11 protein-coding genes and 3 pseudogenes are annotated in these 13,356 nt (G+C 59.6%); 11 read left to right on the forward strand and 3 right to left on the reverse strand.

The window, feature by feature from the left end; genetic code table 11:
- Positions 1-137: 137 nt before the first annotated feature.
- Positions 138-3,293 carry a TonB-dependent receptor gene (locus NX05_RS19685; RefSeq protein WP_172645761.1) on the forward strand — a complete coding sequence of 1,052 codons (3,156 nt, stop codon included), beginning with the start codon at positions 138-140 and terminating at the stop codon, positions 3,291-3,293.
- Between the two features lie 362 nt (positions 3,294-3,655).
- Here NX05_RS19685 and NX05_RS19690 read toward each other — a convergent pair whose 3' ends face one another.
- Both NX05_RS19690 and NX05_RS19695 read right to left on the reverse strand, forming a co-directional pair.
- Positions 3,656-4,279, reverse strand: a complete 624-nt coding sequence (locus NX05_RS19690) for a BglII/BstYI family type II restriction endonuclease (RefSeq protein WP_039435045.1) — start codon at positions 4,277-4,279, stop codon at positions 3,656-3,658.
- Positions 4,276-5,118 (reverse strand): DNA-methyltransferase, encoded by an 843-nt coding sequence (locus NX05_RS19695; RefSeq protein ID WP_216583512.1) that lies wholly within the window; start codon positions 5,116-5,118, stop codon positions 4,276-4,278. Before NX05_RS19695 ends, NX05_RS19690 begins: the two co-directional genes overlap by 4 nt.
- 483 nt (positions 5,119-5,601) lie before the next feature.
- On the opposite strand from NX05_RS19695, the gene NX05_RS19700 reads away from it, so the two are divergent.
- The 10 genes and pseudogenes from NX05_RS19700 to NX05_RS19750 all read left to right on the forward strand — a co-directional run.
- Complete coding sequence (locus tag NX05_RS19700) at positions 5,602-5,877, forward strand: hypothetical protein (RefSeq protein WP_039435081.1); 276 nt, start codon at positions 5,602-5,604, stop codon at positions 5,875-5,877.
- Positions 5,874-6,290, forward strand: coding sequence for a SymE family type I addiction module toxin (locus NX05_RS19705; protein WP_039435038.1), 417 nt, complete (start codon positions 5,874-5,876; stop codon positions 6,288-6,290). The genes NX05_RS19700 and NX05_RS19705 overlap by 4 nt, the downstream gene beginning before the upstream one ends.
- Positions 6,291-6,376: 86 nt before the next feature.
- Positions 6,377-7,015: a hypothetical protein gene (locus NX05_RS19710; protein WP_017117375.1), complete on the forward strand. Its 639-nt coding sequence runs from the start codon at positions 6,377-6,379 to the stop codon at positions 7,013-7,015.
- Between the two features lie 14 nt (positions 7,016-7,029).
- Positions 7,030-8,508 carry an XVIPCD domain-containing protein gene (locus tag NX05_RS19715; protein ID WP_017118103.1) on the forward strand — a complete coding sequence of 493 codons (1,479 nt, stop codon included), beginning with the start codon at positions 7,030-7,032 and terminating at the stop codon, positions 8,506-8,508.
- Between the two features lie 27 nt (positions 8,509-8,535).
- A pseudogene (locus tag NX05_RS19720) lies at positions 8,536-8,749 on the forward strand (SymE family type I addiction module toxin); the annotation flags it as partial.
- A gap of 339 nt (positions 8,750-9,088) precedes the next feature.
- Positions 9,089-9,496, forward strand: coding sequence for a hypothetical protein (locus tag NX05_RS19725; RefSeq protein ID WP_010376368.1), 408 nt, complete (start codon positions 9,089-9,091; stop codon positions 9,494-9,496).
- A 36-nt stretch (positions 9,497-9,532) separates the two neighbouring features.
- A complete protein-coding gene (locus tag NX05_RS19730) occupies positions 9,533-10,687 on the forward strand; it encodes an XVIPCD domain-containing protein (RefSeq protein WP_249027752.1) in 1,155 nt (384 codons plus the stop codon).
- Between the two features lie 27 nt (positions 10,688-10,714).
- A pseudogene (locus NX05_RS25060) lies at positions 10,715-10,900 on the forward strand (SymE family type I addiction module toxin); the annotation flags it as partial.
- A gap of 68 nt (positions 10,901-10,968) precedes the next feature.
- A protein-coding gene (locus NX05_RS23260; protein ID WP_172645762.1) for an IS3 family transposase occupies positions 10,969-12,083 on the forward strand; the annotation gives its coding sequence in 2 pieces (ribosomal slippage) (positions 10,969-11,221 and positions 11,221-12,083; 1,116 coding nt in all).
- A gap of 136 nt (positions 12,084-12,219) precedes the next feature.
- Positions 12,220-12,741 (forward strand): annotated as a pseudogene (locus NX05_RS19750) (hypothetical protein); the annotation flags it as partial.
- Positions 12,742-13,025: 284 nt separating this feature from the next.
- Here the strand turns inward: NX05_RS19750 and NX05_RS19755 are convergent.
- The coding region (locus NX05_RS19755; protein ID WP_155550126.1) for a transposase at positions 13,026-13,356 on the reverse strand (331 nt) is incomplete at its 5' end.

Here is a 13,356-nt window from a genome sequence, read left to right on the forward strand (position 1 = left end):
TGTGATACTTAAGTTTTCCGCTGCATTAGAACGATCTAATCGCATCTGCGCACAAGGGGAGGGATGAGGAGGAAAACCGGGTCGCCGCAAACGGCGCCGGATTTTTGCGTCACTTCGCGCGGCGTTCTGTCCGATCGTTGGATCGACAGAAAGCCGCCGAAGCCGATCACTATTGGGAGAGCATGATCGAAATGAACTGCATGCCATTCGCACGCAACCGCAGCACGTTGTCCGCCGGTATCGCCATCGTCTTGTTCGCGAGTGCCGCCTCTACCACCGCTGTCGCCCAGCAGGCCGACGGCACGCCGGCGCCCACGGGCCAGGCCGCGGTGCAGGCCACGGACCTGGACGCGGTGACGGTGACCGGCTACCGCTACGCGATCGAAAAAAGTCTGGAGCACAAGCGCAACGCCAACGCCGTGGTCGATGTGATCACCGCCGAGGACGTGGGCAAGTTCCCCGACAAGAACGTGGCCGATGCGCTGCAGCGCGTGCCCGGCGTGGTCATCAGCCGCGACGGTGGCGAAGGCAAGAACGTCAGTGTGCGCGGCCTGTCTTCGGAGCTGGTGCTGACCGAATTGAACGGCAACTACATCGCCACCGCCGAGTCCAACGGCGACCCGACCCGCTCGTTTAACTACACGCTGCTGCCGTCCAACCTGCTCGGCAGCGCGGAGCTGTACAAGACCCCGGAAGCGCGCATCGACGAAGGCGGCATCGGTGGCACGGTGATCCTGCAGACGCGGCGCCCGCTGGAACTGGAGCCCAATTCCGGCTTCGTCTCCGCCGAGGGTACCTGGTCGGATACCAGCAAAAAGACCGACGGCCAGTTCTCCGGTTCGTACTCGTGGCACGACAAGGACAACCGCTTCGGCGTCTTCGTTGGCTACACGCAGCAGAAGCGCACCGCACGCACGCTCAATGCCAGTACCGAGAGCTGGCAGTGGTACGGTCGCGACGAAGTCGGCCCGGCGGTCGACGTGAACGGAAATCCGTCGGACTTCAACGCCAACTGGTGGGGCGGTACCGGTTTCTGGAACCAGGACGGCAATTACGCCACCGGTTTCATGATGCCGACGGCGGTCAGCCTGGACGCCAAACGCGAGGAGCGCGAGCGCAAGGGCGGGCAACTGACCTTACAGTTCAAGCCGACCGACGACCTGACCCTGACCGCGAACTACTTCCGCTTCGACCTGTCGCAGAACTCGCAGACCAATACCATCAAGATTCCCGAGTGGAACATTGCCCGCTATAACGGCGACGGCAACTGGCGCGGCGGCCGTCTGCTCGACGGACTGCAGTTCGATCCCAGCGGCACGATTGTCACTGGCGCCGCCTACAGCCTGCGTCCGGGCAAGACTTACTATTGCAGCGAGGCCCAGGCCGCCGCAGCCGGATTGCCGCCCGGCGGCTGGGGCTCGGATGACTGCACCGTGCCGACGCCGCAGATCACCGGCAGCTACAACATCGAGAAATCGCAGTCGCAGACGGTGGACCTGGGAGGCGAATGGCGTGGCGAGCAAGTGGACGTGGCGTTCAAGGTCGGCCGCACCTGGGCCAAGGGCGGGCCGGAGCTGCAGTTCTCCTTGCCGATCAAACCGCGCCTCCAGAACGCCGACGGCAGCTGGACCAACGGCAACTTCGCCAGCGCCTGGGACCTGACCGGCACGCCGTCCATGACGTTCTCGCCGGAGCTGATGCAGAACCTGCGCGACGGCATCATGCAAGTCGACCTGGGTTCGACCGGCTCGTCCTGGACCCGCAACACCAATCAGCAGCAGTACGCGCAGATCGATACCACCTGGCATATGGACGGCGGCTTCTTCGACTCGCTGCAGTTCGGCATCAAGCGTCGCGACGGCGGCATCCACCGCAATACAGGCAACAACCACTGGGTGTGCCCAGGCACCGACCCAAGCGACTACGACAACCGCTACTGGAACGGGCGCTGCAATGCCATCGCCACGCAGTTCTCGCCGGGGCTGCTGTTCGCGCAGGACAATCTGGCCGGTGGAATCAAGGCCAGCGCGTTCCCGGCGATCAACTTCCCGGGCTACATCGGCTACTTGAACCAAACCTACGGCGCGATGCAGACCCGCAGCGAAGACAACTTCGTCTACAACGTCGACGAAGAGATCTATTCGACCTACCTGCAACTCAACTTCCACACCGAGCGGCTGCGGGGCAACGTCGGCGTGCGGGTGGCGCGCACCGGCCAGCGTGCCGATTCCACCGACAAGGTGACCGCCTACAACGACTACTTCTTCGACGGCGCCGACGGCGATCCGCTGGCCTGCCAGCAGGGCGCCGCCATGCCCAGCGGCGCTCCGGCCGACACTTATTGCGGGAGCGAAGGCTACTGGCGTTTGTCCGACAGCGTGCAGCGCACCGAGTCGTTCGTGGTCAGCGGGCTGGACCGCAACTACACCGACGTGCTGCCGAGTTTCAACCTGGCCTACGACCTGACCGAGAACCTGCTGCTGCGCGCGGCAGCCGCGAAGGTGATCGCACGCCCAAGCTACAACGACATCGCCGCGCCTGGCAGCCTGGAGTACTACAGCCCCGAGTACGTGGCCGACCGGCGCCTGACCGGCGGTGCCAGCGAGCAGGGCTGGTACGGCTCGGGCAGCAACAAGAACCTGGAGCCGTACAAAGCCAACCAGTTCGACCTGGGGCTGGAATGGTATTTCCAACCGGGTTCGGTCGCCGGTGTGGGGCTGTTCCGCAAGAACGTGGAGAACTTTGCGGTCGATGTGATCAGCGACCTCAACATGATGATCGACGGGCAACAGGTCACCGTGCAGAACTACAGCACCCAGGCCGGCGGCCAGGACGCGGTCTCGCAGGGTGTGGAGCTTTACGCGCAGCACACGCTGCCGTTCGGCCTCGGGGTGCAGTTCAACTACACCTACAACGATGCCAGTAAGGCGGCGGTGCGGCTGGAGGACGGCACCGAAGCCGGCAAGACCTCCATGCCGGGCAGCGCCAGGGACCAGACAAACCTTACCGTGTTCTACGAAGCCGATAGCCTGCTGCTGCGCGCCTCGTACAACCGCCGCGGCGAGTTGGTGCAAGGCCTGGTCAACGGGCTGAATGTCTTTGAGGAGCCGTACTACCAGATCGATGTGAACGCGGCCTACAACATCACCCCCGCGCTCAGCCTCACCGCCTCGGTGCTGAACCTGACCAAGCAGGAGTCGCGCCAGCACCTGGGCGACGACACCCGGGCGCGGTTCTATACCGGCGGCTACGCAGGCCGGCTGGCGTACCTGGGGCTGACTTATAAGTTCTAGGCGCCAGCGTGTCGCGCCCATGCCTGCCGCGTGGGGGTATGGGCGCGATGGCCCGCGGACGGTTAGGCTGCAGCTTTCGCCACGACGACATCTTCGCGTGTGCGTGGTCGTTTACCGCCGGATATCATCGCATGATGTCTTTCCTGCTGCGAATGCTCGCACTGTCGCTGGGCTGGTCATGGCGTCGTCTCGCAACCTTCTTCAATCGAACTAGTCAGCGATGCTGCGCTTGACTCAGAGTTCGCTGAAAGAAGTGAACCTGGAACAGTTATTTGCTCGCTTCAAGGACTGGTTATCTTTGGAGCTGATTTTCAAAATAATAATCCCGCAACGCATTTCGTCAATGCCTGCGGGGTTATTTTTTAAGGCTCTATGCCCATCAGCACCAGAGGAACAGCGGGCACACCTCGGCCTTGCCTTACAAGATTGGAAAGCTCACTTTCGTAGTAAGCAATTCCCGAAGACATATTCTCCTGCAAAGATTTCATTGGCAGAATTTCTATGCCGACGTCAATTTTGTCACCAACATAAAATGCCATGTGTTTGACAAAAAGATCGTAAGCTACAAACGAATACTTTCCAAACTGCACTTCTATGGCCACCCTGTCTTTCACAAAATCCGTCTGATTGTAGGTTGCAATCGCCTTATGACCTGCATCCTCAATTATTCGCTTTTGCTCCGCTCTGTCCAACCCTAATGTCGCTCTAATGAGCCTAGCGTCATCGGTCACGAAGTAGGAATAGCGATCTTCATACCAGTGAAGCTGCGACAGAGCATCGTTAAAAGCTTCATTCAGTGCTACCGGGCTATACAGAAGACCATCAGCGAACCGCCCTGCCTTTCTTGCCTCTTTTGTTTCTTTGGTGCGGCAAGCCTCAGCGTCTATACGGGTAATGACCCGATCCAGCTCCAAAATCACCTTTTCATGGTGAACTTTTAAAAATTCCAGGCCGTTCAGATGTGAGTAGATTTTTGCGACTTTCAATGGCCACCCCTTGGCAATGTTGGGTCGTAGACAGGCTTGCCCATGGGACGCGTTTTTAGCTCCCCTGCTCGCAAGGCCCTGACTCTTTCCCATCCTATGTTGACGAACTTCTTGTCGAGATCGCAGCCATAGCCAAGACGGTTATTCTTGACTGCTGCGATCACACTGGATCCGACTCCAACATAAGGGTCAAGGACCGCATCACCTTCATCTGTCATCGAAAGGACAAGGCGTTCAACCAATTCGACGGGGAACTGACAAGGATGATCGACCTTCTCTACATGGTTCGCTTTGACGTTCGGAATAATCCACATGTCCCCCGGATTTTTGCCCAGAGGATTTGACGACAGCTGACCAGCCTTCGGCCCCTTAAAGTGACGCTTCATTGGATACTTTGAAGGGACACGAACGGGGTCAAGGTGGAAGGTGTAGTCATCGCCTTTGGTGAACCACAGGATGGTTTCGTGACGCCCGGAAAAGCGCTTCGTGCAGTGCAAACCATGCTCAAAGTGCCAAACGATGCGATTGCGAAGCTTCAACCCATGCTGCTTGAAAAGCGGATAGAGCACTGCATCCAATGGGACGACTTCGCCATCCGCGGTGATGTGGTTGCCAACTTGCCAGCAGATAGAGCCGTTCGGGTGCAACACGCGGACGCACTCCGCAATGGTCTTTGCCTGCTCGGAGAGGTAGCGCTCTAACGAGGTGCGCTTCTCGTAGCGCTTGCCGATGTTGTAAGGCGGCGAAGTGACGACGAGCTTCATGCTTTCGGCGTCCAGACTTCTAACAAAATCAAGGTTGTCGGCCACTTCCATCCTGACTTGATGGTCGGTGTTCAACGCCACTACCTTGGCCAACTGCGCCCGTGTCATAGCTCAATCTCTGGATCAAAGACAGGATGTTAGCCCCTATCGATCTCACAGGGCGAGTCGGGCGGGCGGTTCCAGCGTGATGGGGTCATGGGGCAGGCGCACTTATCAGGCGACGGCGCTCGGCTTGCGTGGCCCGTCTGGAACTGCGCCAGCGGCGCACACAGCCGCGCGAGGCCTGCCAGCGTGTATTGACACGCCAGACCGTGTACTTGCAATCTAGGCCCAAGGAGCGTCGAAACTCCGTACATAGCGGTACCCACCTCCGTCAAACCGGTGGGTTTTTTGTGCCTGCATCCTGCAGGTACAAGCCGACGCAATGCCTGCGTCGGGAGGGCGGCTAATACAACACCCGCAAGGGGAATATGCCCGCCGACTATGTACGGTTTCGAACCTCCCGACATCCCGTCGCCGTTGGCGACGGTTCTTGGGTTGTTCCAGGAGGGCGTTGCCATGTCTACCGCACCATCCATGCCGGCATCGGTGCCGGGTTATCTGTTGCCAGCTTCCGCCCACAGCTTGTTGAGCGAGGCAGGCGAAGTGCTGCGCCGGCTAGCCGCACGCGCGGCCGTTGAGCAGGCCAGCGACGGTCTTGCGCAGCAGTTGCTCAACCAGCCCGGCGTGTTGTCGCAGGCCTTGCACAGCCTTTCTGCACGCATCGACGTGGCGTTGCAGCAGTGCGTCGCTACACCTAGTAGCGCTACCCGCCGCCAATCGGAGGCGCCATGACACGCCACCGCCCACCCACCACATCTGCCAGCGCACGGCCCACCCGCACGCGTACGCGCCCCGCGCCGACCAAACGGGTGCAGTGGGTCGTTGTGGAACCCGACCGCACCAAGCTGCCACCGATGCTGCCGCCCGACCCGGACGCCTCCCCGCAAGGCCCCGGCACGCTGGGCGCACCCCGCCGCGCCCGCCGCCCGCGCCAATGCACCGTCAGCTACACGCATTACCCCGGCGCTCACGACCACGGCGGTGACCAGCACGTACCCCATGTCCGCCTCAGCGGCCTATGGCTGGAACAACTGGGCTTTGCCATCGGCACCAAGCTGCGCATCACCGCAAGCGAAGGGCAACTGCTGATGGAGGTGTTGCCGCCGGTGCAGGTGCCGGCCAAGGCGCGCAGCGTGCGGCGATGATGGTGCGGCTGCCAGAAGCCTTGCGATTGACCTCGGTGCCGGATGCCACTAGCGTCGCAGCCACACCAGCGCACAACGGACGCTTCATGATCGCGCGCCCCCTCTACGCCTTGCTCGCCACCTTCGCCCTGGGCGCTTGCGCCCACACAGCGGCCACACCAGCCCCGGCAACCGTCACGGAGACATCTGCCATGAGTTCCTCATCCGAATCCCCAGTCACTCCCGCTGGCAGTGAACCCAATGGGCCGATACGAACGGCAGAGGATGCACTCACCCGCATGCTTGCGTTGATTCAAGCTATTGACGGACTGGACGATCTGACACCCGACTACCTGCAGTCCAAAATGGGGGTTCCGGTGACGCGTGCGGTAGCTGATCCCAAGCGTTACGGTGCCAGTGCTCCGCTTACCAGTGAGTGGGGTTACAGCTTTGGCATGGATCAGACGCCTACTGCGGGGCGTTGGTTCGAGTTCACTTTTATTCCGGCGCAAGCGGGTTCTTCCCCGCCCATGACGGAGATTTGCGGGATCGATTTCGATACGTTTACCAAGAAGCTGGAAAACATCGGATTTGTACGTCAACGCAACATGGTGGAAGACGGGCGATGGATGAGTGACTTCTTTAGCCGCCCAGGCGTGCGCGTGGAGGTGTTTCCACGAGGTGAGGCTGATGCACCGCAGGAGCGGGTGGAGCGCCACTGCGTTGAATGGATCTACATTCGTTAAACCAAGGAACGGTCATGCCATTGAGTCCACAGGCACAAGCCATTGTTGATGACTTCGGGCGCGAGCCAGGCGTCACCCCCGAACATGTCACCAATCTGCAGGGTGTGCTAGCCGCATCGCCCGTTCTGCTTGACCAATTCAATGATGCGGTTGCCAAGCAACGCGTACTCAGTCTAAAACCTCTGACTGATCCGAATGCAGGCGGGACGTTCACGCCGAATGAGAATTCCATCCGGCTGCCGCTGTCCAGGCTTTCCAATGGGCATGGCGGCAAGTTGCTTGATTCCGGTGACATGACGTTTGTGCTGGGGCATGAACTGCAACACGCCATGTACAGCCCAAACGCAGCTGCTTCCCGTAAGACGTTCGAAACCGCTGCGGCGCAAATAGCCAAGACCACGCACGACTATTCGGACGCGGCGGAGAAGGTTCTAGCAAGTAACCGTGTAGATGAAGCAAGTGCAGAAATTGCAGGCTGGAATGCAATCGTCAGCAGGGTAAACCAGTCAAATCCGCATGCCTCCTTGGAAGATATTTATCGGGAAGCACCCGGCCGCATGCACGACTTCATTGATCGAACTGGCGGAATGCCGCAGTTCAATTACGCGCTCAAGTCCAACCTTACCTTGAACGCAGATATGACGATGCCTGTCACTCCTGCCAACGTTGAGGCGATGGGTGCAAACTTCTTCGACAAGGATGCCAAGAGCACTCGCATCGGCTATACGGGTCAGTCCGACTACGCCAACCACTACGGCCCGTGGGTGGTTGGAACGGCTGCCATCTACGAGCGCCACTACAACAAGCCAAAGCCAGGAGACCCGGAGCAACCGATGATCCTGGACATGCAGCGCTTGGGATTGAAGGAAGAAGTACTGGAGCGCAACGGCATCGACCTGGGCAGCGATACGCGCCCCATGCCTTACCTCGACAGCAGCACGCAGCCGCCAACGCCCGGCCTGTTCCAGCACAGCAAGAATACGCACCTGCATGTCTCGCCCATCACTGCACGCGAGTTGGAACAGGAGCTCCGGGAGCGCGATCCCCAGCTGCCAGGCTCATCAGCTCAGCTTCTTCCGTCAGACCCCGGCCACGTGGATCATTCGCTTTACCAACAGATCAGGGATGGAGTGCAAAAGCTCGATGCCCAGCATGGAAGGCAGTGGGATGCATCAAGTCAGCGCATGACCGCCAGCCTGCTTGCGCTGGCAAAAGAGGAAGGGCTGTCACGGGTGGACCATGTAGTGCTCAACACGCCGACACCTCAATTGGCTGGCGGCGAGAAGGTCTTCATTGTCCAGGGTGCGCTTAATGACCCGGCACACCAGCGCGCCCATATGCCGACCCTGGACGCCGTGCAGACACCAGAGGTCCAGTCGTTCGATCGCCTGCAGGCAATAAACCAGACTCAGGCCCAGGCACGCGAACAGCAGCAGGCGCTGGAGCAGTCGCAGCAAGCCGTTACCCAGGCCGGTCCGTCGATGACGCGTTGAGTTCAACAAGGCAGGGTGAAGCCCACACGCCAAGCGCGCCAATCCGCCGTCAGCTACCTCATCGCCGCGGGCGCCGGCGACCAGCACGTGCCCCACGTCCGCCTCAGCGGCCTATGGCTGGAACAACTGGGCTTTGCCATCGGCACCAAGCTGCGCATCACCGCCAGCGCGGGGGCAGCTGCTGATGGAGGTGTTGCCGCCGACGGAGGTGCCTGCAAAGCACCTTAGGGCGCGTCGGTGAGCGATGCTCGCCGCATTCAGCTGAATCCTGTCCGCCGCTAGCCGATCTCGCCAACGGAGAACCAGGTGAAGTAATTGCTGCCGCCGCCTGATCTGAGGTCATCAACGTGTTAAATTTCAGCGCTACTCTTAGCGCAGGATAAGGGAGATGGCCCTTCACCTTGGGAAATCCCATGGCCGGCAAGTTAACCAAGGACGTAATGCCTTCCCTCAGGCAACGTTGTTATCAATTGCCCTGCTGGCCCTATGCACCCTTCATGCGGGGTGTGCCCCGAGCACTCCACGCGATCAGTTAGCCATAGCGGCTGCAAAGCCCTCCTCTGAAACCAGGAGCAAAGACGTGACGGAGCGCCTCAAACAAGACGTCGATCGTTTGATCGCAACAGACTTCCAGGATGTTGCCGACGTCAGTACTCAGCTCCAAGCTCAATTTGGACCACGGCACTTAGACGGAGAAAGAGAGCTTCGGGTAAGCGAGCAAGGCGTGCTGGCAGGTAAAAAGGTGCGGCATGTTGAGTTCATTAATGCGACAGATGATCCATCGCGTGGGAAGTTGGTTATCGATTTCTCACCACCTGGCCCGATTTTTATGGAGTCTCCCTGGGTAGACGCTATCCCTTACCCACCTCGTCCAGATGCGCGAGATTCCAGGGCCTATTGGGAGATGACAGTTAACGGCACCAAGGTCATCTTTGGTCTGACGGAAGACCAGTCACACCTAAGCTATATCTCGATCAGCAAACTTTGAGATAAAGCTTGATGAATCAAGCAAGGGAAATGCGTGATGGAAAGTAATGAAGAACAAAAAATTCCACAGCCGAAACAGGTAGGTGCACCATCCAATGGCGCGCTGCCGGCTTCTCCGCTGAAAGATCCAGCATTAGCGCCTCTAATTAACTCTTCGCCTACACTCCAAGCAGGCCTTTCTCAGTTCAAGCGCGATGGCATAGGCGTTGATTGGGGCAGTGCGGGTGGAGGCACTTACCTGGATCCAGGTAAAAAAGTAGTGATTGACCAGAACGCAGCTGGCAAAGGCGAGCGGATTGCCAGATCACTATCGCATGAGATTGGACACCATGGGTTTGCCGAGCCTAAAGATTATTCTTCCAAGCAAGCTTATGTGAATAACATGCTGCGCGGCGAAGCAGCTGCAACGCTCAGTAACGCACTAGTCCGACGCGAGATTCTGAATCATCAGGGGCCGGATATCGGTATTTCTGGAAGCGGCACGAGGCCGCAGCAGTACGAGGCAATTGCAGATCAGCAAATATCAGGTCACATCACACGCGATGCTGCATTGAACCAGATTGCCCAGGTCTTCAAGACGGAACAACCTTCGGTCGCTCCAAGTAAGACATACGAGCAATATTATGGCGATTACTACGACAAACACATCGTCCCTTGGAAGCTTAAACAGGGGCGGCCGGAGCCCGGAACGGTTGGCGACATCACTACTTCTGATGTGAAGCAGGGTGGCCTTGGACCCGAATCACATCCGGCATCACCGAAGACCGCGTTGTTGCCCTCACAGCCAGGCCATACGGACCACGCGCTTTACCAGCAAATCAAGGGTGGCGTGACGCAGCTAGATGCCCAGCACGGCAAAGAGTGGGACGGGGCAAGTCAGCGCATGACCGCCAGCCTGCTTGCGCTGGCAAAAGAGGAAGGGCTGTCACGGGTGGACCATGTAGTGCTCAACAAGCCGACACCTCAATTGGCTGGCGGCGACAAGGTCTTCCTTGTCCAGGGTGCGCTCAATGACCCGGCACACCAGCGCGCCCATATGCCGACCCTGGACGCCGTGCAGACACCAGAGATCCAGTCGTTCGATCGCCTGCAGGCAATAAACCAGACTCAGGCCCAGGCACGCGAACAGCAGCAGGCGCTGGAGCAGTCGCAGCAAGCCGTTACCCAGGCCGGTCCGTCGATGACGCGTTGAGTTCAACAAAGCAGGGTGAAGCCCACACGCCAAGCGCGCCAATCCGCCGTCAGCTACCTCATTGCCGCGTGCGCCGGCGACCAGCACGTGCCACACGTCCGCCTTAGCGGCCTATGGCTGGAACAACTGGGCTTTGCCATCGGCACCAAGCTGCGCATCACCGCGAGCGAAGGCCAGTTGTTGATGGAGGTGTTGCCGCCGGTGGAGGCGTAAGCTCCCCCACCTGGCAGACACCGCATAAGTAGTTCTTTCTGGCATCGTTTCCTCAGCCAGGAGGTTCTATGCGCACATCAAAGTTTACCGAGACGCAGATCGTCGCGACGCTTAAGCAGGCCGACGCCGGCGTGTCCGTCAAGGACATCTGTCGCCAGGTCGGTATCAGCACAGCGACGTACTACCAGTGGAAGAGCAAGGACGGAGGCCTGGAGGCTTCGGAGTTGCGGCGGGTCAAGGAGCTTGAGTCCGAGAACGCCAAGCTCAAGCGGATGTACGCCGAGTTGGCGCTCGACAACGCGGCCATGAAGGATCTCATCGCAAAAAAACTCTAGGGCCGGCGCGCAAGCGCGAGGCCGTGCGGTACCTGATCGAGGTGCACGCGCGGCCACTGCGTCGGTCCTGTACATGCGTCGGGCTTGCGCGTGCGGCGTGGTATGCGCCACCGCTCGACTGGACAGTGCGCGATGCCGAGTTGATTGCGGCGATCGCACGTGTCGTCGAAGATCGACCGAGTCGCGGCTTCTGGAAATGCAGCGACGTGCTACGCAGGGTGCGTCCTGACTGGAACCCGAAAAGGATCTATCGCGTATATAAGGCCATGCGGCTCAACCTGCGCCGCGCTGCGAAGCGGCGTCTTCCGAAGCGCGAGCGTGTCGCGCTGTATGTCCCGAGGTTGCCTGACACCGTCTGGTCGGTCGACTTCATGAGCGACGCCTTGGCGTGCGGCCGGCGCTTCCGCACCTTCAACGTGGTCGACGACTTCAACCGCGAGGTGCTCCACATCGAGGTGGATACGTCGATCAACTCGCATCGTCTGGTGCGCGTGTTCGAGCAGATCAAGCACGACCGTGGCCTGCCGCAGGTCGTGCGTTCCGACAACGGGCCCGAGTTCCTGGGCGAAGCATTGACCAGCTGGCTAAAGATCAATAGCGTGGCGATCCGATACATCCAGCCCGGCAAACCGAACCAGAACGCTTTCATCGAGCGTTTCAACCGCACTTTTCGCGAGGAAGTGCTCGACCAGCACCTATTCACCCGACTCGATGATGTTCGCGAGGCCGCGCATTGGTGGATGATCGACTACAACGAAGAAAGACCACACGATTCACTCGGCGGGCTGGCGCCTGTCGAGTACCGCAACCAACACGCCGGAAGTTCTACTTTTAATGTGTCTGCTTGACGGGGGAGCTTACGGAGGTGCCGGCCAAGCCGCGCAGCGTGCGGCGATGATGGTGCGGCTGCCGGAAGCCTTGCGATTGACCTCGGTGCCCGATGCCACTAGCGTCGCAGCCACACCAGCGCACAATGGACGCTTCATGATCGCGCGCCCCCTCTACGCCTTGCTCGCCACCTTCGCCCTGGGCGCTTGCGCCCACACAGCGGCCACACCAGCCCCGGCAACCGTCACGGAGACATCTGCCATGAATTCATCCAGTCCTACCACTGTGCCGCCTAACAAGCCCACTGCGGAAGGCTTGCTTGGTCAGCTGCTTGTGTTGATCAAGGGCAGCCAGAACATCTCCGACTTCACTCCCGAGCGTCTGAATTCGACGATGGGGCAGGCGGTTGAGTTCGTGAAAGGCGACGAACGCCGATATCGGGCCTTCGGCCCGCTCAATAAGGATTGGAGTTATGGATTTGGAGTCGATGAAACCAAGCTTGATGGCAGATGGTTTGGATTCCGCTTCGATCGCAATGTGGCCGGTGCATCGCCTGCGATGACCGGAATTTGTCGCCTGGACTTTGATCGCTTTACCCAGCAGCTTGAACAGATCGGGTTTGCGCGTGAGCGCAACATCGTCGAAGACGGCCGCTGGATGAGTGATTTCTTTGCGAGGAAATAACGGTTCCAGGTTCACTTCCACGGGATAACGGTTCCAGGTTAAGTTCCACGGCAGCATGGGCCTTCGCCAAACCATCGTGACCATGCCCGCGCGCGTAGCGGCGTAGATCGGCAGCGATGCTGGTAGTGAAACGACAACGGCCGCAGTACGCGGCCGTTGTCGTTAGGGATGGTCTGATCAACGCGACCGGAAAACGAAGCAACCGCATCCGCCGCGCTGAGGGCGCTCAAATCGCCGATTTTTTGCCGGTTTCGGCCGTTTGCGGGGTGTTGCCTGGGTTACAGGCACAGCTTCCCCGCAGCAGGCATTAACGCTTTGCGCGTCAGCCACAGATTCGACAGTGCAAACAGCGTCAGCACCTGTGCGGTGTTCTTCGCCAAACCGCGATAGCGCACCTTGACGTAACCAAACTGACGCTTGATCACCCGAAACGGGTGTTCCACCTTCGCACGCAGGCTGGCCTTGGTGTGCTCCCAGCGCTTGGCCAACTTCAGTTCGCGCTTGTTCTTGATCTGCTTCAGCTTCGAGCGCTTCTCCGCGATCAGGTAGCGCAACTTGCGCTTGCCCTTCATCTCATCGCGCTTCTCAAGCCCCGTATAGCCGCTGTCC

Source organism: Xanthomonas vasicola (assembly GCF_000772705.2).
In the GTDB taxonomy this organism is placed as follows: Bacteria; Pseudomonadota; Gammaproteobacteria; order Xanthomonadales; family Xanthomonadaceae; genus Xanthomonas; species Xanthomonas vasicola.